The organism is Gimesia sp., assembly GCF_048262075.1.
In the GTDB taxonomy this organism is placed as follows: domain Bacteria; phylum Planctomycetota; class Planctomycetia; order Planctomycetales; family Planctomycetaceae; genus Gimesia.
Genome location: NZ_JBLXFK010000001.1, coordinates 203,362 through 227,832, shown reverse-complemented (window position 1 = coordinate 227,832; position 24,471 = coordinate 203,362). Strand labels below are relative to the sequence as shown.

Genomic DNA, 24,471 nt, shown 5'->3' with positions numbered 1-24,471 from the left:
CTCAGCCTTCATGGCTGTTGATTGAGTTTCGATAAAATGAATCGTACAAGTCTGCCTGATGAGATGGAGGAACGTGGAATTGCCCTGTTAGCAGAATTTCGCACCATATTGAATAATATTATGATGGGGGAACCACTGCATGATTATCAATTGAAGGGTGTCCTGCTTTGGAATGAGGGCCCCACATTTGATTTACACGGAGATGATGCCACTGTTTATATCGGTCCAAATGCAATGCAATACGAACCGACCTTCTTCGCAAATCTTGCTCATGAGGCTGCACACTTGCATGTTTCAGATGGCACCCGCGGAAACGCAAGCGGGCTTGAAGAAGGTTTTGCAACGTATTTTGAACTGTTCATGATCCAGGCCCAATACGGCAATGATGAACGAACTCATTTTGAAAGACACCTTCCTCAGAATTATTTGATCTGTTTGCAGGACTATCAACTGCTCCTGAATGCGTACCCGAAAGCAGTCGAGTCAGTTCGCAATTCGTTTGACAAGCTCACGGGACCAACATGTTTTCAGCTTCACTCGCTGTTTCCAACAATGAGTTGGCGAACATGTTACCGTTTGGCTCGTCGAAAAAAGATGCGGCCGTAATCAGTTATTTCTGGAAAGGGTTAGAGTAGTCAGGAACCGAAAATGGATGTGGGACTGATGAATCGGGGGCTGACCCTTTAAAGCCCCTCTTGGAAGCTAATGAAATCGGAATTAGGATAGTCCCATGAACGATACTTACGTTATATTTGATCCGAAAGTAGATAGACCACTTCACGAAATGCCACGTAATGATGCTAAGGCTGCGTACAATTGGTTTATTTCGCAGAAAGACGAGCGAATTGAAGTTCTCAAGCGGTATGCGCATGAACTTGGGTTCTCACTTGATGATGAATTCAATGCCATCGAGCAACTTCATAATCTGCTCGTAGTTGAAGTTCATAAAGACAGTGTAAGAGATGTTCCTTCAACACGTGTATTTTCACTATGTAACGACATCGCAATCTTCATTTCAGAGATGTTGGTCCGAAATGGATCTTCGCTTCAATGGACTTTTTACATAGCAAACGAAAACGACCTTTCGTATCACCGTCCAGTGATAACTGGCTTCAATGTTAAAAACAATAATTATAGCGTGGACATAGACTATGTACTTTGTCAGTATGCCCATCGTCTGTCACAAGGAGGGAATCAAGAAGAAGGACTACTTCGTCGAATCTACGAAAGTACGATTTCGAAAGCGCACAGAAAAAAGTAAACAGAAGAAAATATTAAAGTGGTCGGGAACCGAAAATGGAACTGGGACTGCCGGGTCGGACCCCTTATGTGCCTTCACATTCCAAAGCATCTATCATTCAGTGACTTCGTGAAGGAGTTGTGAACATGCAACAGGTGACGGTCGAATTCGAGAACGTATTGACGAAGCAATCGGTTGAAGATTGGGCGGATGCTAGAGAGTTTATTGCAAAAGACATGATCTCTTTACATTTTGAGGAAAAGTTTGGAGTCGAACGGGTCATGATTCACAGTGTCGATAACCAGGCTGACTTCCTGCTGTTGAAAGTCAGCACTGATCAGTGGTCCGATCATCGGGAATTTGTGTTAACGTCGATAGGATCGCTTGCTTGGTAAAGCTATGGGCCCACCCCAGTCAAAGGCGACAGTTGCATCTCACTATGTACAAAGCTAGATCGCATCACATTTAACCGTAGTGTCTCACAATCTACTATACTCGGCCCAAATGGTCTTGGAGGCACCACTGTAAAACTGGACAGAGTCTAATGGCAATTAAATAAAGGTGTCCGGAACCGAAACGGGGAAGTGAATGTTTACATTCTGTTAGATCTGGGGTTTCTTAAGCAATGTCTTCTTCTTTTTTACCGTCGATGGAAGCGTCGAGTGACCAGGGGCCGGCGCCGCGGATGAGCAGGTAGATCGATCCTAAGAGCATGCAGAAGTCGGTACGGGCTGCGTGGGCCATCTCCCAGAAGCCTGCGCTGGAGAACTGGGGGAGCTTTGTCGAAATAATCGCGACCAGCATGATCGTGATCGTCGGCAGAACGACCAGGCGTGTCAGTAACCCCAGCACGATCAATGAGCCGCAGACGACTTCAAAGCTGGCTACGAAATAGGCCAGAAATTCCGGTTCCGGCAGGCCGATCTTGATGAATCGTCCCACGCCACGCGTCTCCGGGGTCAGGAACTTCTGAATCCCCTCAGACAGGAAGACCAGCCCCACCATCAGCCGGATCAATATGATGGAGGAGGACGCCGAGGAGTTCGTGAGCTTTTGGATTAGTTTCATGAACGGGTTCTCTAATATGATTGAGTATTCGATTTGGAGGGAATTCTGCGGAATGTTTAAAACATGGGGATGATTCTAAATCAATTACGCTCTGTCTGTCGAATTACAGCTTGAATATGATTTTGTAGTGTACCAGTAAAGTGATCACCCAGAAAGAGCGGGGACCCCGATCACACTTTTCAAATCACAATGGGGTTCAGCGCTGCATCCACCAAAACCTGACCGCTGGAGAACAGGAGCACAATCGTAGCGACAAACGTGGTCACATCGAATCGACGTGTGCGGATTTCCGCGCTGAGCAGGATTGTTGCATATAAAAAAACTCCAGATGAGCAGACAATCATGATCGGGTAAAACAAGAGCCCCAGGGGAATATTCTGCGAGAGCAAGACGAGCAGCAGCCAACCTCCCCCATAGGCGGCCCAGAGCATCACCGCCGGTTCGAAGCGGCGATAGCGGATCCATTGCCAGAGTAGGACCAGCGGCCCCGCTTGCAGAGTAGCGAAGAAGATCTGGAACAGGTTTCTGGTCGGATTAAATCGTGATGGCGGGGATTGTCCCACGATCGCATATGAAATGAGATACATGGTACACAAAATCACCGCCGCGGTAATGACCCGCTGGATGCTGGTTTTTAATGGTACTGTTTCTGTAACCATAACATTATTCCCTGTGAGTTATCATATACTAACACAGGAGTGCAATCACAGAGTTCACCTTATGCAAAAGGCCGACAATCCATCATTGGTTCAGGTCATTTCAAACGGGTTCTTTCTGGATTGGTCCCCCAGGCAGGTGACGATCACCAGTCCGAACAGTGCGACGGCAAATAATTCTGGTAGAACGGTAATGGAGAGGATCGCGCCGAGAGCAAAAAACAAGAAACAGATAATAAAGCCGAATTCTCCGGGATATCCTTTGTCGAGGGCAGTGTATACCGATCCGACAAGAAAACCGATTCCCAGCGCCCCGAATGCCAGTCCGATAAACGTATTGGAATACAGATCGTTATGTGATTGTTTATCCACTTTCTCCGGATACATGAGCGCGCCAATACCCAACAGTACCAGGAAGGTAAACAGACTGTACAACAGGATTTGGTTTCCGCGACCGATCCATGGTTTCTTGCTTCCTTTGGAATTCACTGCGATCTGTTTTTCACTCAGTTCGTATCCTGTGGCATTTTCGAGGATGACACCTCTCAGGCGGGCCCCCTCCAGTTTGGCTCCAGTGAGGTCTGCGTTTATTAAATTATTCTCAATCAGTACTACATCCTGCATGTTGCTGTCCCACAGGTCAGCACCTCTCAGATAAGTCCATTTCATAGTGGCACCACTCAAGTTCGCTTCGACTAATGTGGCACCTTCCAGGTTGGCCTCCGATAAATCTGCACCACTTAAGTCAGCACATGAGAGATTGCAGCCTTTCATATCACAACCCACTAAATTGGCACCTTTCAGATTAGCACCACGTAAATCAGCGTTGACCAGGGTAGCGAAACTTAAATCTGCCACGGCCAAATTGGCATCAATCAGATTGGCGTTGTTTAGATCGGCTCGTCTCAAAAACCCATTGCTTAAATCGGTATCACTTAAGCAGGCCCCCTTCAAACAGGCTTTATCTAAATTCAATTGCGTCAAAACCAGTTGGCTTAAATTTGCTCCGCTCATATCTGGTCTCACGAGAGTAGTCGCAGTAAAGTCCGTGTCCCTCAAATCACTGTTAATTAAATTAACCATAATCAGTGTGGCCCCATACAGGTTTGCTTTTCTCAAATTAGATTCACTGAGATTGACTTTTTCCAGAAAGGAACGAGAAAGATTAGCTTCCTGTAAATCACTGTTGTTCAAATTACACTTATTTAATCTCGCGCAATACAGATTGGTATTCTGCAAATTGGCTTCACTCAGATCGGCATTCTCAATAGTTGCCATTTCGAAGTCTGCCTGACTTAAATCCGCTGCTTTCAATTTTGTTTCCTTCAGAAAAGCTTTTCTGAAATTAGCCTGACTTAAATCGGCTCCGTTCAAGTCTGTTTGATACAGCTTGGCACCTTTCAGGTCAAATTGAAGCTCCGGTGACTTTGAGCGAGCCACCTGAATCAGTTTCGCTCCCTGTTTTACGATCTCAACATGCTTTTTGTTTGCCATCGATGTCTTTTCTCAGATGCAGGGGAGGAAACCCCAAATAAAAATTGCGATAAACGGTTAGTAAGTCCAATTAATATGTACAGACTATGCTAGCATTCTATTAAATGAGTGTACAGAAGCTTTTCGCTGTTCCATCGATTACTCAGGCGCGCTCAGCTTCCAGGTGAACGGGGGCGGGATGACGTAGCCGTCTGCGAAGAGGGCGAACAGGATTGTGGGTGAGGTACTGGCCTGGTCCTGCTCTAGTTTATCGATTACCTCGGAGATCGAATAATCGACCGGTCTGGTCCAGGGGACTCGTTCCGCTGCAGCGACGCCGACGCAAAGGAACGGTTTGCTGTTAATATAAAGCACAGGCTCGCTGTCCGGGTCGGTGCCGTTCCAATTGCCACTTGGATTTTTCACCCCCAGGGCACTCGTCAGACCTGCCACACGCTGGTCACTCAGAGTGACCGGCAAGCCATTGCTCGCATGTTCATACAGATCGGGAAGAAAGCCAGTCAGCGCGCGGTTGCCGGGGGCGACCCACGGTTCGGAATTTTGATAACCAGGCAGCCTCTGATTCCATTCTTCAGCCAGACGCACACGCCAACTGAGCAGGTTCAGGTCCGTTGATGTGTCCCTGATGTCGTCTGGCAGAGACCCATGTCGCTCTTGATAATTATGGAACGCCAGCCCCAGCAATTTCATCGTGTTTTTGAGCGGGGGATCGCCGTTATAAGGTTCAAGTCGAGTCTGACAATAGCGCAAGAACTGATCAAATGCCACAACCAGAACCAGGAGCATCAGCATTGTGTAACCGATTTTCTTGCGAAGTGGTGAGTTTGTCATCAGGGAGCCCTCTGAGGAATCGGGGAGCATATAATGCTTGTAGAGAGCTCATCATTACAGGAAAATCAACGGAGAGCAAACTTATTTTCAGCTGGCTGCAATTCCACTTAAACATCCGGGACCAGAGATGATTCAGATTCACACCACCTGCCATCGACGTATCGCTGCTTTGATATTTCTCTGCCTGCTGCTTCCGGAGCTCAGGCTTCCCGGCCCGCGTGTTTGCGATCCTGCCGTGAATGATGAGGCATTTCTACTCTGTTTTCTTTCCCGATCGGGTCTGGAACTGCCATTCGTCTTTGGGGTCGAGTTGCTGCTGGCAGGGTTTGCCCTGTAACCAGACGCGGGCGTGTTCGTTCCGGCGGAGGTAGGTGTCCCAGAAGGCGGTGGTGACGGCCAGGATCTCCTGATGATATTTGGGATTGCGGCGGAAACGCCCCGGGCGTTCTGTGCCGTCGGCAAATGCGGAGTGCGGGGCGTCGATGAGGACCAGTTCGTATTTGTCGATTGTGTCGGGCAGGCCCTGATAGACTTTGCGGCGGTCTGCGACCGTGGTGTCTGTGATGGGGGAAGTGTCTTTGGTGCCCGTCAGCAGCATCCAGGGAATCTTGACTTCGCCAAACGAGAGCGCGGGGTCGGTTCTGCCTTGCGTACTGGGGCTGAACATGACGGCGGCGGCAATCCGGGGGTCGGTAAATCGCTGGCCGACGAGTCGCCAGGCCTGGCCGCTGACTCCCTGGGTGGTGACCGCACCATAGGAATGGCCGGACATGCCGATGTGCTGCAGGTCCAGCTTTTTGTGGAACTGATTTGTTGAGTCATTGTTCCACATGGCCAGTTGATCGAGTACGGCAGAGACATCCTGATAACGGTCGACCGTATTCTGCACCGTGGTCGCCGCTTTCATCGCTTTGAGTCGTTCTCGTAGAGCAGCCTGTTTCCACACTGCTTCATCGCTGCCGGCGTGTTGCATATAGACGACAACATAACCGCGGGCCGACCAGTGTTCTCCCAGATATTGACAGCCTGTCCGGGAACCGCCCAGTCCGTGGCTGAACAGGACTACCGGAGCGGCCTGCTTCTGTGCAGGTAGATAAATCCGCAGGGGGATGTCCCGATCCCGGTTTTTGTCACGCATTGTGATGTCGATTGGTTTCCGAGGACTGCTATCTGTCACTTTCAGGGGATTATAGGGTTCTGCCTGCGCGGAGTTGTGGTCGAGCAAGAGCAGGTTGGCGGTCAGAAACAGACAGAGAGGCAGAAGTTTCATGGGTTCATCCTGTTTTGCTTGCCGATTTGGAAGCGACTTGATTTCGACAGTGATTATTGTGTATCGGCGCTCGAAACACTGAACGGTGAAAATGGGAGATGCTTATTTAACACCTGGTAATGCTCAGCGTGTCGTTTGATTTTATGAGATCAGGCGCGAAAAGCGAAGGAAATTCTGTACTCACACTGATAAGGTTACCGCAGAAACAGGCGATAGACGGGGTTGTCTGATTCATCGACGTAGCGGTAGCCTAATGTTGCCAGGAAGTTCTGGAAGTCAGGTAACTCGGCAGCGGGGACCTGGATACCGACCAGAATACGGCCGAAGTCGGAGCCCTGACTACGGTAGTGAAACAGGCTGATGTTCCAGTTGGGATGCATGCGTGAGAGAAACCGCATGAGTGCGCCGGGGCGTTCGGGGAATTCGAAGCGGTAGAGTCGTTCATTGCCGACCAGGGGGCTGCGGCCACCGACCATGTAACGGAGATGGTCCTTGGCCAGATCATTGTCGACCAGGTCGAGGGCGACGAACCCCCGGGAAGCAAAGTCGTTCGTGATTTCCGGGACTTCGCTGCGATTGCGAATCGACAGGCCGACCAGCACATGCGCTTCGCGTTCATCACAAATACGGTAGCTGAATTCGGTGACACTCCGCTGGCCGACAATTTCACAGAACTGTTTGAAACTGCCGCGTTCTTCAGGAATGGTGACGGCAAACAGGGCCTCACGTTCTTCCCCGACCTCGGCCCGTTCGGCGACAAACCGCAGGCGGTCAAAATTCATGTTGGCGCCGCAGGTGATGGCGACCAGATCCTGTCCCTGCAGTTGCTGTTGTGCGACATACTGTTTCATCCCGGCGATGCCCATCGCACCGGCGGGTTCGAGGATGCTGCGTGTATCTTCAAAGGCATCTTTGATGGCGGCACAGACGGCGTCGGTATCGACGGTCACAAAGTCATCGACCAGTTCCTGAGTCAGGCGGAAGGTTTCCGTGCCCACCAGTTTGACGGCGGTGCCATCGGAGAAGAGTCCCACATCGGGCAGAGTGACGGGCTGGCCAGCTTCGATGGACTGCAGCATGGCGTTGGAGTCGGCCATCTGCACGCCGATGACTTTGATTTCAGGGCGGACTGCTTTGATATAGGCGGCGATGCCGGAGATGAGCCCGCCGCCGCCGATAGCAACAAAAACGGCGTGAATGGGATGCTGGTGCTGACGGAGGATTTCCATACCGACCGTACCCTGGCCGGCGATGACATCAGGATCATCAAACGGATGCACGAATACGTACTGGTGTTGTTGCTGCAGTTCGAGGGCGTGCACGTAAGCATCGGAATAGCTGTCACCGCAGAGGATGACCTGGGCCCCCAGGGCGCGGACCGCGTCGGATTTGAGTTCGGGAGTGGTCACGGGCATGACAATATGCGCCTGGCAGCCGAGCTGACGGGCACTGAGGGCGACTCCCTGGGCATGGTTTCCGGCGGAGGAGCAGACGACGCCCCGCTCGAGTTCGGCGGGTGTCAGTCGTGACATCTTATTGTAGGCACCACGGAGCTTGAAGCTGTGGACCGGCTGTTTGTCTTCCCGCTTGAGCCAGATTTTGTTTCCCAGGCGGATTGACAGTTTTTCCGCCAGTTCCAGCGGCGATTCAATGGCGACATCATAGACGCGGGAGTTGAGAATTCTCTGCAGGTAATCCAGCAAACGTGTTTCCATGAAGTGTGACTTTTAAAGCAGGGGGTAGTTAATGGTAAAGTGTTTCTTAACTGACAAAGCGGAACGGTTCTGGTTCATATTGCATGCCTTCTGGTTCTGCATGTTCATCTGCATGCGGAATGTTGAGAACTGTTAGAATACAGGGAAATGTATTTTTAAGCCAGTGTGCTGTTAGCGAGTTGCGTTTGGGATCTGATTTGCTGGGTTGGGAGAGTTTATTCTGCCCTGTGAAACGATCAGTCAGTTTCCTGCTCGCTGCGCTCGTCCCGGATGTGCATTCGGGACCATCCATTTCTTATCAGTGTCATTGGGTAATGGGGCATAGAGGGCAGTTCGCAAACGTATTATTTTTTGAAAGAAGAGGTTGCTGGAACATGAATTTCAATGCCCTGCTGTTTCATACGACAGGATTTTCTACGGAGGCGCGGGGGCGTCAAGGGGGGAGGCATCAAAGGATACGGCGATATTTGTTGATACGGGTACGATACTGGTATGAGCAGTGGCGGTGCCGGGACGAAAGGCTGCAATGTGCGGCGACCCGCAGGGTTACATCACGAATGGGTGTGGTTTCAGGCAGTGCAAATCTGGAAAAAACAGGCTGTATTGCAGTGAAGATTCAGAACAAGTGTCGTGTGTTTCAGTGCACTGTAAACTGGGCACGCGCGCGACTCAGTTTAGCACTTATCGCCAGCGGCGCGGCGGGGTCAAGTCGAATTTTCTCAGTTGGAGAAGTCTGAACAGGGGTGGGCTGATATCGACTGATGACTGATTTACAGAGGTGATGCTATCGGGCAAGATTGAATCAGCGAGAATCGAACCCGCTTGGTTGGGTCGTGTCTTTTTGCTCAAATTTCATTGCGTTTAAACGATATGTGATCCTGCGAAAAATGCCGGTTGAGTGTTGGTCGTCTGCATCTTCCGAATAAAGCGGGAAAGTACGAATGAGGCATGTGTCAGTTAGCGAGTAGTGATCTTTTCCGTGGTGTTCTGCTCTATCTGTGAGTTTGGGAATCTCGATCTTTTTGAGAAGCGTCTGGTTGTCTGATGAATAAACCAACATTGATTCCCCCGCTGTTTTATCTTCACTGAAGACGAACAGTTCGGGAAGCCCATCCTGATCGAGGTCTCGGGCTTCGATGCGGGAGATCAGTCCGGTCAAGTTCTCTCTGACAACTGTATTCGGATGGTGTGCTGATGAGGCTGTCAGTGTATATGAATTTCCAAAGTGAATTCCCGGGGAAGTGATGCGAAAGACGATGCCGTGAGATTTGATAATCTGCTTTAAAGGTTTTCCCGGATTGATACGATATTTTGTGGCCTGTTCAAACGCGAAGGCCCGCGACAGTAGTTTTCCATCTTCTCCCTGTTTGCCGATGAGTGTGACTCCGATGGGGGAACCATCTCGATCCAAACCGAGGGGGATGTTAATCGCCGGATAACCCGCGGTGGCGTACAGCGCTGATTGATCATTCCCCAGACTGACGATCAGGTCAATTTGATTGTCAGCAAATATTTTGTCGAGTGTTTCGGCGGCCTGTTTACGAAGCAGTAAAGCCAGTTCTTGATATTCGTTTGACAGATTGTCTTCACTGAAACTTACTCGGTTGGCAAATTCACCAGTCAGAGAACAACCATAGTGGACCAGGAGTTGGCCGAAGGGGACGCGGATGGCTGGCTGTTGTTCATTGTAGTTTTTCAAGTCAGTGAGAGAAGTAACGGGGGCTCCTGCATTGATGAGATAGCCAATGGTATCTTGGGCGAGACCAATAAAGATCAGTCGACTTAACGATGTTAGTTCGTCCGCGGGGAGCTGAATTGCCTGGGAATTCGCGTGCGTTTTATTCAGTCCCCGATCAATTCGCTGCATGATGGCATGTTGTTCCGATAAGAATTCCAATGGGAAGAGAGCAGGGCCGGATGACCAGAGAATTTCGTCTCGTAAAACGCCGACAGATACTCCTTCAAGGGAATTTTTGTTTAGCCGGGATGTGTAATCAACATCTTTATCATCGAGTGCTGCCAGCATGATTGCGGCGTCAGTGACATTTCGAGTAATGGGCCCCGCCGAGTCCTGGAACCGGATCAGCGGGATGACTCCTGCGCCGTTCACCATTCCCAGACTGGGTTTCATGCTGACACATCCATTCTGGGAAGCAGGTGAGATGAGTGAGCCTGACGTTTCCGTGCCGACACTGGCTGAGGTCAGATATGCTGTGGTTGAAATTGCGGAGCCACTGCTGGATCCTGAGACCTCAAGTTCTGGATTGTAAGGGTTAACACCAGCTCCGCTGACGGCATTCGCGCCTGTCGGATCCATCGTCAAAGCTCCGGCGAATTCAGACAGACTGGCTTTTCCCAGGATGACGGCGCCTGCCTCGCGTAGTTTTATCACAAGCTTTGCATCAGCTTCAGGGCTGTGATTGAGCAGGATTTCCGCACCACCGGTCGTATGCAGGGGAGATTTGGTATTGATGTTATCTTTAAGATTGATGGGGATGCCATGTAATTGACTGTGTACGATGCCTTTTGCTCTCAAGATATCGGCGGTTTTGGCTTCAGATAGTGCATTGGGGTTCAACTCAATATAGCTCCGCAGACTCTCATCAAAACTCTGAATACGAGCAAGAAAATAAAGCGTGAGTTCTTCCGAAGTCAGTTTGCCGGCTTGCAGTGCTGCCTGAAGATCCAGGATGGTCGCATCAAGGAGCAAATCCTCGATTTCAGTCGATCTGCGGTTTGAAAAGTTATCCAGTGATTTTTGAAAGGGCGAGAAGTCGAGAGTTCGTAAGCGCGGAGTATTGCCTTCTCCGGCGAAGAGTCTGCTCCATGAGAGGGATAACATCAGAACAAATAAAATGCCATAGATCCTGCCGAGACGATTCATACAATCACACTTCTATATTATTGAGAGCGCTTTTAAGACGGACAGCGCACGTTATAAACAAACTGACTGGCATGTGATTTTATAGATACTAACCTGAATCAAACCATCTACCAAGACAGAGCTCTCTATTAAGGAAACACCGACATTGTATGAATCAGCCTGAAATAAGAATGTTGACCAGGTTTGTGTCTTAAATGGAGGCTCTGAATGCTTTATTTGAGTCCTCGTTGAGTGTCCAGTTCAATTGGGGAGTTGAGCGTCGGTAAGCCAGGGTGTGAAAATTCCCGTCCTGTGAACGGAGAAAGACGGTGACCCGGCGTAACATGCAATTTCCTGAATCGTCGTAAGCTGCCTGTTAGATATGACTTATGCGATGTTTGCTTGCGGCTGTTTTGGGATACCAGTCCTGCATCTCAGAACGAGGCTCCCTCGCGTTTTATGCGAAAGTAATTCGATTCAAGAGAAATTATTCGTTATTTCGACAAAGAGTAGACATATCGTGACATAACGATATAATGTTAATGCAGGACAGGAAGCTTCGACGGATCATTCGTCTGTATGCCTGCGAAACGGACGATCTGTACAAATCGGAATAGAGTCATGGTTTATATATTGACTGGTTCTCTACTGATTGGATTGACCTTAGGTCTTCTGGGGGCAGGAGGTTCCGCGCTCACAGTTCCGGTTTTGATTTACCTGGTGGGGCATGGGACCAAGGAATCCATTACTGAATCAATGGCAATCGTGGGGTTGATTGCCATTGCAGCAGCAATTCCCTATGCAAATTCGAAACAGATCGACTGGCGAAGTGTACTTTTTTTCGGGCTTCCCGGAATGCTGGGGACTTTAGTGGGGGCATGGTTAGGAGGTCTGGCGGCTGAGGCCATTCAACTGGTCGTTTTTGGTGGAGTCTTACTGGCAGCCGCCTTGATCATGCTTAGAAAACCAGGAAAAACGGATGCGGTTCGCGACGATTCGTCTCAACGATCCCCCGCATGGAAAATTGGAATGCAAGGCGTGGTAGCGGGTGTCTTGACAGGTTTTGTCGGAGTTGGAGGCGGTTTTCTGATCGTGCCGGCATTGGTCATACTCGGCAGACTTCCGATGCGGCTGGCGATCGGCACCAGTCTGGTTATCATCGCGTTTCAGGCTGCGGTTGGTTTTACAAAATACGAATTCTATCTGGTCGCGAATAACATGTCGGTCGACTGGCAGACTATTCTGATTTTTGCGGTCATCGGTATCATTGGCAGCATCATCGGTCGCCATATCAATACTCGTCTGAACCAGCAAAAACTGAAATCTGTATTTGCGGGATTTCTGTTTCTGCTGGGAGGCTTTGTGATTGTACATGAAGGTGGCAAATATCTGCATGCTTCTGTTCCTGGCACAGCCCATTCTGAAAATATCCACTCGAAAGTGATTCAAACTGCGAGTCTCACATCGGTTCACAAGAACAAAGGAGAAGAGTGATGTTACTGAAATATTTCTATGACCCGAAACTGGCCCATGCTTCTTATCTGGTAGGGTGTCAAAAAACGAAAGAGGCGGTGATCGTTGATCCGGGCAGAGATATTGATCAATACCTGGAAACAGCGAGACGCGAAGGTGTCAAGCTGACAGCAGTCGCGGAAACGCATATTCACGCCGACTATGTATCCGGTGCCCGTGAGCTGGCTGATCGTATTGGTGCGAAGTTGTTTGTATCTGATGAAGGTCCGGCAGACTGGAAGTATGAATATGCAGATCAGTATGAATCACAGATGCTGAAAGAGGGAGATACGTTCCAGATCGGAAATATTCAATTTCAGGTGATGCATACTCCGGGGCACACTCCCGAAAGCATTTCGTTTCTGCTGACAGACCAGGGGGGCGGCGCGACTGAGCCGATGGGGATTTTTACCGGCGACTTTGTTTTCGTGGGATCAATTGGTCGTCCTGACCTGCTGGAAGAAGCCGCGGGAATTAAAGGGAGTGCGGAGGCAGGTGCGCACGAATTATATCACTCGGCGGAACGTTTTAAACAACTGCCTGATTATCTACAGGTCTGGCCGGCCCATGGTGCAGGCAGTGCCTGTGGGAAAGGACTGGGGGCGATTCCATCTTCCACCGTCGGTTATGAAAAACGATTCAATCCTGCATTGCAGTATGATGACGAAGAAACTTTCGTAAAATACATTCTATCTGATCAGCCTGAAGCACCGAAATATTTTGCTGTCATGAAACGTGTGAATAAGGAAGGCCCCCTCATCCTTGGAGATGATGGCATGCCTGAAATTCTGGCACCAGATCAAATTGGGAAACTCGAAAGTCAGGCGACCATTCTCGATCTCTCAACTTCCGCAGAATTTTCACAAGCCCATGTGCCGGGAACAGTGAATATTCCCCATTCAATGCTGGCAGCCTGGGCTGGCTGGTTAGTTGACTATACCAAACCTCTTTATCTCATCACGGAAGCTGCTGAATTACCAGAGTCGGTTCGTGTCTTGCAGAAAATTGGTATTGATAAACAACTGCAGGGGGCATTTCGTCGCTCTGAAATCATCGAACAAGGGTTGGCGACAGAAAGTTATCAAGTGGCTTCTCCCGCTGATCTGGCTCCTCGGATTGAAGCGAATGAAGTCAAACTGATTGACGTGCGTTCGGACTCGGAATGGGGTGTCGCTCATATTCCACAGGCTGAGCATCATTTTCTGGGACGTCTTCCGGAACACCTGACTGATATAGAGCGGACAATGCCGATTGTCGTGCAATGTCAGAGTTCTGCGCGATCCGCAATAGCCGCCAGTATTTTGCAGGCAGCCGGACTGGATGTCATCAATCTGTCTGGCGGATTTCAGGCATGGCTGGCAGCCGGTTTACCATCAACTTCTACTGTTCAGGATAACGTCACCTGCAGTCCCGGCAGTATGAAAGCCTGTTCTCTGGAGAAATAAAAATGATTCCACTTCTGGTTCTACTCATAATTATCGCAGTATGGATTGTGTTTCATGTGTATCTCCTGCCTCGTTTGGGAGTTAATACATGTCTATCCCAATGCTGCTGCAGGCCGGTCCTGTCTCCGGCTGAAAAGTCCGGGGACACAACGCACAATCAGTCCAAGACTGACTCCTGCGATGACTGAATCCCGTTTCCTATCGACGTCTAGCGGAGAATAAAAATGATTTCCAATATCAGTGAAAACTGCCAGAAACCTGACCAGGCAATAAAAAACTCTGATCAGGTAATTCATCACCAGGTTGTGATCGTAGGAGGGGGGACGGCCGGAATTACGGTTGCTGCCCAACTTACCCGTGGCTGGTCGAATCAACTTGATGTGGTCATCGTGGATCCTTCGGACAGCCACTATTACCAGCCCGCCTGGACACTCGTTGGCGGGGGCGCCTTTCGTATGGAAAAAACACGACGTGACGAAGCGTCTGTCATACCCCGCAAGGCGAAATGGATTCGAGATGCGGTGAGCGAATTTGAGCCACAAAAGAACTCTTTGAAAACTCGTGATGGAAGAACGATTCAGTACGATTATCTTGTGGTTTGTGCCGGGATTCAGATTAAATGGGATGACGTCAAAGGGTTAAAGGAAAATCTGGGACACGCAGGAGTCTGCAGTAACTATTCCTTTGAGTCTGTCGGCAGTACCTGGGACAACATCAGTCATTTCAAGGGGGGGACTGCAATATTTACACAACCAGTCACCGGAATTAAATGTGGAGGTGCTCCCCAGAAGATCTGTTATCTGGCAGACGATTATTTTCGTCAGCAGGGAGTCAGGGATGCGACAAAAATCATTTTTATCTCAGGAACCGGTAGCCTGTTTTCTGTCGAGAAATACCGCAAGGTGCTGGAACAGGTTGTTCAACGAAAAAATATAGAGACGCGGTTCAATCAAAGTCTGGTCGCCATATCTGCTGACACGAAGGAAGCGATTTTTCAAGACACGGAAACAGGAGAGGAGACTTCGGTCAGCTATGATATGATTCATGTCACACCGCCTATGGGCCCGCCGGCATTTATCGCGAAAAGTCCTCTCGCTGATGAGAAGGGGTGGGTCGATGTCGATCAAAATACGCTGCAGCATGTGCGGTTCCCCAATGTATTCGCGCTGGGGGACAGCAGTAATCTGCCGACCTCAAAAACCGCAGCTGCCATTCGCAAACAGGCTCCCGCGGTAAGTAAAAATCTTAAGTCACTGATCGCAGGCAAACCGCTGACTGCCAGATACAACGGTTACACCTCCTGCCCACTGGTGACCGGCTACGGAAAACTCGTATTGGCGGAATTTGATTACAACAAACAACCCGACGAAACGTTTCCTTTTAATCAAGCCAAAGAACGCTGGAGTATGTGGCTGTTGAAAAAATATCTGTTACCGATGTTGTATTGGAGGGGCATGCTCAAAGGACGCGTTTGAATACGATAAGAAAACTGATCCTTTCACGAGAACGGAAAACATAAAAAGGAAGAAACAAATGAAAACATCACTTCTGCGAAATGGGATACTCATCATCCTGGTCTGTGTGGTAGCAGGTTCCGCTCTGGCCCAGCGCGGACCAGGGGGCCGTGGTCCCGGGCGAGGAAAAGGAGGTCACGGGCACGGGCAGGGGCATGACCGCGATCATGTCGACTTTCGTTACCTGCTTACCAATCATCAGAAAATCAAACGTGATGTACGGGAACTACCGGACGGGGTCCAGACGTTAACGGAATCGGATGATCCTCAGGTTGCTGCGAAAATTCGGGAACATGTCTATTGGATGAAAGAACGTATCGAAAAGAAGCAGCCCATTCGGATGCGCGACCCTCTGTTTGCAGAATTGTTTAAACATGCAGGGCAAATAAAAATGGTGACTGAGAATACTCCCAAAGGAGTGCGTGTAAAGGAGACTTCAGATAATCCCTACGTTGTGAAACTGATTAAAGAACATGCGAAGACGGTTTCCCAATTTGTAAAACGTGGTTTTCCCGAAGCAATGAAAAACCATCCCGTGCCCACGACAAAGAATGAAGTGAAGAAACCGGAATACATTCATCCGAACATTCAACAGTACGGGAAAGTGGTTCCATTACCTGACGCTGCTCAGCAACCGCGGGCTGAAAGTAAAATCTGTGTCGATCTGACCAAGGGGGGAGCCGCCGACCAGTTGAACCCTTCTATCGAAAAAATCGCGAGGTATGTCAATATTTACCAGGGAGCCGGTAAAGAGCCCGCGTCGGTTCAAATCGCCGTAGTACTGCATGGCGATGCCACATTGTGTGCTTTAAACGATGATGCTTATGCCGAACGGTTCAAAGCAGAAAGTAATCCTAACCTGGATTGCCTGCACGAACTGCATGAGGCAGGTGTTGCGATTTATGTTTGTGGTCAATCGCTGATTGGAAAGGGGAGTCAGCCGGAAGAGGTGGTCGTTTTTGCCGATGTTGCGGTCTCTGCTTTAACATCACTGGTGAATCTTCAGGCAGACGGATATGCGTATGTGCCTTTATTAAAATAGTATTTTGTATTCATTCATACAGAATCGGAATTTCTGAATGGTTATACTCGTGAGCGGCAAGGTGCCGTGTGACAAGGACGAGCGTAATCCGTTTCAGTAATAAATTGATAATCTGCACTAAGAAAGTGTGTCATGAGACATCTTTGGAGTATTCTTTTCATTCTGCTCGTTTCGGGAAGTATTCTATCAATCAAACAGTTTACTACAACGTCTGCAGCTCCACCTCAGGAATACAAAACGCCAGCCGAGTATCCACCTCAGGAACTGGGTGAAATTGTCAAACTGGGACGCGCTATTGTTGAGCAGACCAATGTGCATCCACTTTCAAAAGATTATGTCGGTAATTCACTCACCTGCAGTTCCTGTCATTTAAAGGCTGGAACTGATCCGTATGCTGCTACTTTTATTGGTACGGCTGCCGCCTATCCTGCCTGGTCCCCCCGTGAAAAACGGGTAATCACTCTGGAAGACCGAGTGTTGAATTGTTTCATGCGAAGCCAAAACGGCAAACGACCTCCGCTGGGAAGTAAAGTGTCGACGGCGATCACTGCATATATTACCTGGCTCTCGATGGGAAGCACGATCAATATGAATCATCTGAAACCGTTGGGACCGAACCACGTTAAACCGCTCGCTATCAAGACAGAACTGGCCAATACAGAACGGGGGGCATTTTTGTATGCAGATAAGTGTGCTGACTGCCATGGAGAAGAGGGGGAGGGAACCGAAGAGGGCCCACCTGTCTGGGGGGCAAAGTCGTATAATGCGGGAGCGGGAATGAGCCAGAATGGTAAGTTGGCCGCCTGGTTGAAGGTCGCAATGCCTATGGATAATACCAGCCTCACGGATCAAGAGTCGCTGGATATCGCTTCCTATATCAATTCCCATGAACGCCCCGCCTTTGTACTCAAGGAGCATCTGCCAGACGCAGAAGGTCTGGGAGTCTACGGCTGGTGAGTTCCTGATTCAGATCGCCGGGGACTGCATGTTTAATTGAAGCGGGTGAAAGGCGTCAACTGAGCTGGTCCTTTTTATTTGTTCGAACCCGGATACAACCAGCCTTTCAGTATCCAGCTCAAAAGTGGGATCATGACCCAGGTCATCAGGGGGACAGTAATGGTGGTGGTAATCGCACTGGCGAGCAAAAAATGCAGTTCGCTCATGTAGGGGCGGATGGCGGTAATAATGGGAATGACGGAGACATAGACGGCGATCCACACGATGACAGCAATTTTATACTTGGGAGGATGATCGACCTGCTGTTGTTCGTCGTGATGTGTCAACTCAAACCAGGTTTCCAGCCCAGTATTATGTGTGATCGCTGGAGGACAATGTTCCAAAGCATGTAGCTTGGAAATCCAGTGCTCCCGTTCCGGTGAACTCTTCCAGCGGTCCAGATTCTCAAGTCGGTCAAAACGCAAAACAATCTGGTAGGTGGGTTTTCGGGTCGATTCCTGTTTCAGGACCGTGGTTCCCAGGTGACCGGGGAACTTGAGCGAGGCTTGAATCGTATTCGTCAGAGTTTCTTCCCACTCTTTTTGATTACCAGAAGCGGGATGGGCTGTCACCACCATCGTCACAGGGTCAGAACTGGTTGTGGGCATCGAATATCAGCTTTCATGGAATGTAAATTGCTACTTTTTTTATTTGCTGGAGACGAGATTTTCAGCAGCATCTTCTCACAGGATATTTGTCTGTATTATAGCAGTCACAAAGCAGGTTATTTTGGATATTTGAATATTAAAAACGGTAAAAGATCAATGCGTAACAGCTTAGGGGATTTGATTGTGGCAGGCACTGAATCTGGTTTCAAAAATTGTCTGTACAACATTTAAAATATCTGATAATGGATGCCTGCAATCCCGATATATTTAGAGAGGGCCAATTGGACGGACTCTCTTACAATTTAGATAGCACCTGGATTGTAAAAAGTGCAAGCGAAGGGTGGAAGGATTCACACAAATGAACTGTCTGTCACATAAATCAGGGATAACTCTGCTGGTTCTGGGATTATTAGCCCAGGTTGGTTGTGCTTCAATGAACCATACCGAAGCAGGAGCCGCCCATGGTGCTGGAATTGGCGCCATCACGGGAGCCATTATCGGGAATCATTCCGGTAACGCCGGGGCAGGTGCTCTGATTGGTGCCGCGACCGGGGGATTGGCAGGAAGTCTGATCGGAAATGCAGAAGATGCCCGTGAAGAACGTGACGTCGCCATTGCCCAGGCAAATCACGAACGAATGGCCCGCGCTGCGATTCACAACAACGATGTGCTGCAGATGGCCCATAGTGGTGTGAGTGACTCCGTCATCATGGGAGCCATCCGCAGTCGAGGCGGTGCGTTCGACCTGAGCCCTCAGACAATTATTGCTCTTAAGCAGCAGGGGCTCAGCGACCCACTGATCGAATTCATGCAGCAACATAACTATGTAAGTTCATCACAGCCGGTCGTTGTTAAACAGGTGCCTACGGTAGTCAGTTCGCCATCAGTTGTTTTCGTGCGACCACGTCCGCGGCCACGTTATGTTCGACCACACTATGGTATGCACGGACATTTTCACTTTTAACGGTTTAACTGCACAACCTGAGGCGCTTGATTCTTCCAGTCTACGGTCAGCCATAAAATCGCCTGGCCATCCTGGCTGCCTGTAGCAACAAAACGTCCGTTTGGTGAGAAATCGACCGATGTCACACCCTGTGCATGGCTGCTGAGAGTGAGGATTTCTTTTCCTGAATCGGTATCCCAGAGTTTGGCTGTACCATCATCACTGGCGGTAAAGGCCCGGCTGTCATCAGGTGAGAAAACGACAGATGCCACCGGTGCCGTATGACCGGCGAGGACTGTTTTCTTCGCGGTGTCAATATCCCAGATAATCGCAGTGTTATCCTCGGACCCCGAAATCAAACGTTTGCCATCATGGGAGTAGGCAACTTCCCGAACAGGCCATTCATGTCCGGTGAACGTTTTCATTTTTTTACCGGTTTTCGTATCCCACATGACCAGAGTTTTGTCGTTGGAAGCGGTTACGATTTGTGAACCGTCGGGTGAGAAGATAGCACTTTTCACATGAGTATTCGGCTGCTCCAGACTCATCAACATGTCACCGCTGTCAGCATTCCAGAGTTTGGAAGTTCCATCATCACTTGAGGTGAGGATAAGTTTTCCATCCGGGGAGTAGCGGACTGTGTTGACGTAGCCATTATGTTTCTGTTCCAGTTTCTTTTCAGCTTGACCTGTCTGGGTATTCCAGATTTTTGCAGAGTTGTCCCAACTGCCAGTCACCAGCCATTTCCCATCAGGAGAAAACGCCGCGGAAGCAACGACACCATGTGGATGAAACGCCATGATCTGTTGCGCGGTCACATCGCTCCAGAGCCGCGCGTCACGTCCGCCGACTGTGAGAATCGAATTATGATAAGGCGAAAAGATGGCGGTCCACAGCATGCCCCCTTTAGTACGAAAATCCAGAAACGACTTCAGTTGACCATTCTTTCCGGGAATCCGCAGTTCGGCCCCGGTTTCCAGAGCCCAGAGTTGAATCACGCGCTGTTGCACATTCGCAGTCAAGAGTCGTTGATTATCCCGAGAGACACTGACAGAGTTAATCAAACCGTTCACAGGTTGAATCGTTCGTGTGACCTGGGAAGTACCCAGGTCCCAGATTCTAACGAGGCCGTCAGCGCAACTGGTCGCCGCCTGCTTACCCTGGTCGAAAACTGCCATAGACAGAATAGCATCGGGATGCTTCAGGATCTTCCCTTGATTTTCTTTACCTGTCACAAGATCCCAGTTGCCTACGGTGTTATCTCCACTGGCAGAGAGTACGGTTTTGCCATCAGGCAAGATCTGAATCACAGTGATCCGTCTCGTATGGCCGATCAGTTTATGTAAGAGTTTTCCTGTCTCGATCTCCCAGATCATACAATGTCCACGGGCATCGCCGCTGGCACAATATCGTTTGTCTGCGGAAATGGAGACGGCACTTACTTCAGAATGATGCCCGGCAAATTCTTTGAGCATTTCTCCTGTTGAGATGTCCCAGATTCGAACGGTCTTCTTATCACTGCCTGTTACGAGCAGCTTTGAATCAAGCGATACAGCGATGGCAGCACTGCGGCCTGTATGCTCAAATCGTTTGTGTTCTGTTCCTGTCTGTATATCCCAGATGCGAACCGAATTATCAACGGCAGCTGTAGCAAGTCGCTTACCGTCTGGCAGGAAGACTGCGCTCGAAGCCAGGAACGCGTGCCCTTCGGTGAATTCTTTGTTGAGCTTTCCGGTAGAAACATCCCAGGAAATGGCGGTTTTATCGCGACTGGCAGTGACGAGCTGTTTTCCATCGCGTGAAAAAGAGACATCCAGAATTGCATCCACGTGCTGAGCGAGAACTCGTCCCTTGAGGGTGCGGATTTCAGCGTAATTGGCAATGTTCCATAACTTCAGTTGCGCATCGTGGCTGGCGGAAAGGATCCACTTACCATCATTCAGGATCGTGGCAGCCTGAACCCAGCTGTCATGACCGCGAAATGTTTTCAGAGCCTTTGTTGTTTCGATATCCCAGAGTTTGACGGAATTGTCATGGCTGGCAGAGATGATCATCTTTCCATCGCTCGTGAATTCAGCAGACTGGACGCTTTCCTGGTGACCTTCAAAGGCGACGTAGGCTGGTGGTTCATTTTCTTTTCCGGAGACCAGCTTTGAGAAATCATAAGGGACGATGTCTTCCGGTCGCCATAAGAGAATGCGGCGATCATAGCCGCTGGTTGCAACGTGTAAACTGTCAGTATCGGGCGAAAAGTGTGCTGAATACACGGGCCCCTGATGACCGGTGAAGGGGGCTCCTTTTTCTCCGGTTTCGGTATTCCAGATAACCGCGGTTCCATCCTGGCTGGCAGTGACGATGCGTTTTTCATCCGTGGAGAAATTCGCATCCCAGACCCACCAGTTATGTCCCCAGTAGCGTTTTAATTGATCGCCTGAATTCACATCCCAGAGACGGGCGGTTTTATCATAAGAACTCGTTAAAAGACGTTTCCCATCTTTCGAAAACGAAATACTTAACACGCCTTCGGTATGTCCCTGGTCAAAGGGGGTTTTCTGTGAAGCATCTTTGAAGTTGATTGGTATTTGCGTATGCGAATCGAGATCCCAGAGTTTGATAAATCCGGCAGGGTCTTCGCTGCCGGTCGCCAGAGTTTTCCCGTCAGGGCTGATGGCGACTGCGAGTACCGGGTGTTTCTGGTGGTCAAAAGTGGCAAGGACTCTCCCGGTCGTACGATCCCAGAGTCGGGCGACACCATCTTTGCCACCCGTTACAAACTGGGATCCATCCCGGGAAATCGCCAGGGCGTCGATCGGAGCCTGCGCATCAAAAGTTCGACTGCTCTGCGAACAGAGATGCATTAAACGGCCCCATTCCCAGTTGCGCAGATTTTCGGGGCATTCGTTAAGTAATTCTACCGCGCTTTCAAAGGCATTCTCATCAATTTTTGCAGCAGCCAGGCCGATACGGGCAATATAGGCTTCGTACTCCTCCTGTTTTTTGGCTTTAATCGCCTTTTTCTCTTCGATTTCTGCTTTTTCTTTTTCAGAAATAGCAACCTTGAGCGCAATTGCTTCTTTCTTCTGTGCCTCAATGGCTTTTGTTTTTGACGCAACTGCTTCATCACGTGCTATGTCAGCTTTTTCCCGTTCTATTTTTTCCTGGGCGCGGGCTGCATCTGCCTTTTTGCGTTCCTGCACTGCTGTGTCGCGTTCCGTCTCTGCGACTTTTTCTGCCTCGAGTGCACGATTGGCCTCAGCACGGATCCAGAAGAAAGCACCGGTGACGACAAACATAACAGTCGCCACCATACCCACAAAAACGCGTTTCGCAGCGCGAAGACGTTGTTGTCTTGCATCGCGTTCTGTCTGGGCGGCACGAATTTTCTCAACCAGTTCCTGGTGTGCGGGTTCGTCTGAATTTAGAAGTGAGAGTCCCAGATCATAGTCACCCTTGCTATACGCCAGGCCGGCATAACTGAGTGTCGCTTTTTCAGCCCCGGCTTGCGCTGTACTGTTTTCCGGCCAGAGCGAGAGGGCTTCCTGAAACCCAAACAGGGCACGGGAAAAGAGTTCATAATTTTCTGTCTCAATGGCTTTATTCAAATCGGACTCGGCACGGGTTGCCAGTGAGATACTTTCTGAATGCGACTGATAAGCCAGGATCGCCTGTTGGAAGGCCTGCACGCTGGGATAACGATCCTGCGGAAGCAGAGCCATCGCTTTCATGGCGATGTCGATGAGTTCGCCTTTTTTCTCGGTCGGAACAATTTTATTCTTCGCAGCCGCCATCAGGCATTTCATGGCAGTCTTGCCTGTATGGGGCGGACGTCCTGTCAGTATTTCGTAGAGAATGGCGCCCAGCAGATAGACATCTGAGAGTGGCGAAATTTTATCAACAGGACCGGTGGCCATTTCCGGCGCCATATAAGCGGGGGTTCCCCCCATACTGGAAGTTGTGATAATGCTGCTTGACTTGCGGAAGCCGGAAGTCGATTGTGCCAGCCCCCAGTCCATGACCAGGACTTCGCCAAATTCTCCCAGCATGACATTTTCAGGTTTCAGGTCCCGGTGGACAACACTTCGGGAATGAGCGAAAGCGACCGCGTCGGCTACTTTCATCAGGATATTCAGATTCTCACCCAGTGTGTTTTTGCGAACCGTCTTGAGCCAGGGACGACCCTCTACTTTTTTCATCGAGTAGAATAACGCACCGGAATTGTTACTGCCGACATCGTATATGGGAACAATATTCGGGTGGTCGAGTTCACCGGTGACCACAGCTTCTGCGAGAAATTTATGTCGTTGCTCAGTACTTTGTGCGGTTTTGCTTTTCAGCATTTTGACAGCGACCTGTCTGTCGATGGAAGTCTGTCGCGCAGTATAGACAACCCCCATCCCCCCCTGACCAAGAATCTCCAGCAGTTCGTATTCTGCATTGTCATTGAATTCGGAGTTTGTGGTATCGCTGAAATCACGTTTCTTAATCACCAGCGAAGTTTGATTTGAAATTAACTCTCCGGGTTGATCAGGGGCTTTGATCGTCATATCCGGGCGCTCTGCCATGGTCGCCATATCATCCCCCCAGGCAGAATTCATGGTTGCCATCAGCTCAGGAGGGACATCATCGGAAACCAGGGTGGCTTCAATGTCAGATCGGGAGTTACCATCTTCTACAAATGTGGCTCCGATATCGGAATTCTCAACGGGTTCATCCAGAATTAAAGTCTGCTCATTCCTGTCTTCCGGTTGCTCACCCGGATTTTCGTTGATCGTCTGCATGCCCGCCCAGTCACCTTGTTCATCCGATTCCATGGTCTGGTCAGGGTCAATGGATTCAGGTTCTACGACTGTTGCATAAATATCATCCTCGGGAATACTCTCGCTGATTGTCTGATCATTCGATGGCAGATCTTCAAAAGTATCCTGTCCCGATTCCGAAGCATCGCTGGTCTGGAAAAGCTCTTCCGATTCTGCCGTGTCAAATGTGTCGCTGTTGATCGTTTCGGAATCCCACTGGTCAGAAATAATGGTCTGATCAATTTCGCTGCTGCGGTCATCTGAATCGAATTCCGAATCGGATTGAGTCTGGCCGTTTTGAGTATTCAGCTCATCAGACGATTCTTCGTTTTCTTCATTTCTGTCTGGATTGTCATTCATAATGTTACCCGCGGTTTGGCGTTACAGTCGACAGTGATTGTAACGTCGCTCTCTTTTCATAATTGAGAATGATGACTGTGTTCTGATATCTGATTATTTATAACAGGAATGATGTGAG

General features: G+C 49.5%; 18 protein-coding genes. 9 read left to right on the top strand and 9 right to left on the bottom strand.

What is annotated here, in order from left to right:
• The first annotated feature begins 36 nt into the window (after positions 1-36).
• From ACN0YH_RS00820 to ACN0YH_RS00810, 3 genes are all read left to right on the top strand, one after another.
• Entirely contained in the window at positions 37-606 is a 570-nt protein-coding gene (locus ACN0YH_RS00820; RefSeq protein ID WP_417377657.1) for a hypothetical protein, read from the top strand.
• Between the two features lie 124 nt (positions 607-730).
• Complete coding sequence (locus tag ACN0YH_RS00815) at positions 731-1,261, top strand: hypothetical protein (RefSeq protein ID WP_417377656.1); 531 nt, start codon at positions 731-733, stop codon at positions 1,259-1,261.
• Positions 1,262-1,386: 125 nt separating this feature from the next.
• Positions 1,387-1,635, top strand: a complete 249-nt coding sequence (locus ACN0YH_RS00810; RefSeq protein WP_417377655.1) for a hypothetical protein — start codon at positions 1,387-1,389, stop codon at positions 1,633-1,635.
• Between the two features lie 223 nt (positions 1,636-1,858).
• Here ACN0YH_RS00810 and ACN0YH_RS00805 read toward each other — a convergent pair whose 3' ends face one another.
• The 7 genes from ACN0YH_RS00805 to ACN0YH_RS00775 form a co-directional block, all read right to left on the bottom strand.
• Positions 1,859-2,308 carry a DoxX family protein gene (locus ACN0YH_RS00805; protein ID WP_417377654.1) on the bottom strand — a complete coding sequence of 150 codons (450 nt, stop codon included), beginning with the start codon at positions 2,306-2,308 and terminating at the stop codon, positions 1,859-1,861.
• Positions 2,309-2,487: 179 nt separating this feature from the next.
• Positions 2,488-2,967 carry a hypothetical protein gene (locus ACN0YH_RS00800; protein ID WP_417377653.1) on the bottom strand — a complete coding sequence of 160 codons (480 nt, stop codon included), beginning with the start codon at positions 2,965-2,967 and terminating at the stop codon, positions 2,488-2,490.
• Positions 2,968-3,057: 90 nt separating this feature from the next.
• Positions 3,058-4,458, bottom strand: a complete 1,401-nt coding sequence (locus ACN0YH_RS00795; RefSeq protein ID WP_417377652.1) for a pentapeptide repeat-containing protein — start codon at positions 4,456-4,458, stop codon at positions 3,058-3,060.
• A 138-nt stretch (positions 4,459-4,596) separates the two neighbouring features.
• On the bottom strand, positions 4,597-5,289 hold the full coding sequence (locus ACN0YH_RS00790) for a hypothetical protein (RefSeq protein ID WP_417377651.1): 693 nt from the start codon (positions 5,287-5,289) through the stop codon (positions 4,597-4,599).
• A 253-nt stretch (positions 5,290-5,542) separates the two neighbouring features.
• Entirely contained in the window at positions 5,543-6,559 is a 1,017-nt protein-coding gene (locus ACN0YH_RS00785) for an alpha/beta hydrolase family protein (protein WP_417377650.1), read from the bottom strand.
• A gap of 194 nt (positions 6,560-6,753) precedes the next feature.
• On the bottom strand, positions 6,754-8,274 hold the full coding sequence (ilvA, locus tag ACN0YH_RS00780; RefSeq protein WP_417377649.1) for a threonine ammonia-lyase, biosynthetic: 1,521 nt from the start codon (positions 8,272-8,274) through the stop codon (positions 6,754-6,756).
• Positions 8,275-9,076: 802 nt separating this feature from the next.
• The gene (locus ACN0YH_RS00775; protein ID WP_417377648.1) at positions 9,077-11,158 is read right to left on the bottom strand and encodes an amidase family protein; all 2,082 of its coding nucleotides are present in this window, start codon (positions 11,156-11,158) and stop codon (positions 9,077-9,079) included.
• A 600-nt stretch (positions 11,159-11,758) separates the two neighbouring features.
• On the opposite strand from ACN0YH_RS00775, the gene ACN0YH_RS00770 reads away from it, so the two are divergent.
• From ACN0YH_RS00770 to ACN0YH_RS00750, 5 genes are all read left to right on the top strand, one after another.
• Complete coding sequence (locus ACN0YH_RS00770) at positions 11,759-12,631, top strand: sulfite exporter TauE/SafE family protein (protein WP_417377647.1); 873 nt, start codon at positions 11,759-11,761, stop codon at positions 12,629-12,631.
• The gene (locus ACN0YH_RS00765) at positions 12,631-14,094 is read left to right on the top strand and encodes an MBL fold metallo-hydrolase (protein ID WP_417377646.1); all 1,464 of its coding nucleotides are present in this window, start codon (positions 12,631-12,633) and stop codon (positions 14,092-14,094) included. Before ACN0YH_RS00770 ends, ACN0YH_RS00765 begins: the two co-directional genes overlap by 1 nt.
• 224 nt (positions 14,095-14,318) lie before the next feature.
• The gene (locus ACN0YH_RS00760; protein WP_417377645.1) at positions 14,319-15,569 is read left to right on the top strand and encodes an FAD-dependent oxidoreductase; all 1,251 of its coding nucleotides are present in this window, start codon (positions 14,319-14,321) and stop codon (positions 15,567-15,569) included.
• A 58-nt stretch (positions 15,570-15,627) separates the two neighbouring features.
• Positions 15,628-16,650, top strand: coding sequence for a DsrE family protein (locus tag ACN0YH_RS00755; RefSeq protein WP_417377644.1), 1,023 nt, complete (start codon positions 15,628-15,630; stop codon positions 16,648-16,650).
• Between the two features lie 132 nt (positions 16,651-16,782).
• Positions 16,783-17,607, top strand: a complete 825-nt coding sequence (locus ACN0YH_RS00750) for a c-type cytochrome (RefSeq protein ID WP_417377643.1) — start codon at positions 16,783-16,785, stop codon at positions 17,605-17,607.
• 74 nt (positions 17,608-17,681) lie between these two features.
• Here the strand turns inward: ACN0YH_RS00750 and ACN0YH_RS00745 are convergent, their stop codons facing one another.
• Positions 17,682-18,254, bottom strand: a complete 573-nt coding sequence (locus ACN0YH_RS00745) for an antibiotic biosynthesis monooxygenase (protein ID WP_417377642.1) — start codon at positions 18,252-18,254, stop codon at positions 17,682-17,684.
• A gap of 358 nt (positions 18,255-18,612) precedes the next feature.
• On the opposite strand from ACN0YH_RS00745, the gene ACN0YH_RS00740 reads away from it, so the two are divergent.
• On the top strand, positions 18,613-19,218 hold the full coding sequence (locus ACN0YH_RS00740) for a glycine zipper domain-containing protein (protein ID WP_417377641.1): 606 nt from the start codon (positions 18,613-18,615) through the stop codon (positions 19,216-19,218).
• Here ACN0YH_RS00740 and ACN0YH_RS00735 read toward each other — a convergent pair.
• A complete protein-coding gene (locus ACN0YH_RS00735; RefSeq protein WP_417377640.1) occupies positions 19,215-24,353 on the bottom strand; it encodes a protein kinase domain-containing protein in 5,139 nt (1,712 codons plus the stop codon). The two genes, ACN0YH_RS00740 and ACN0YH_RS00735, sit on opposite strands and share 4 nt — an antisense overlap.
• Between the last annotated feature and the right edge of the window lie 118 nt (positions 24,354-24,471).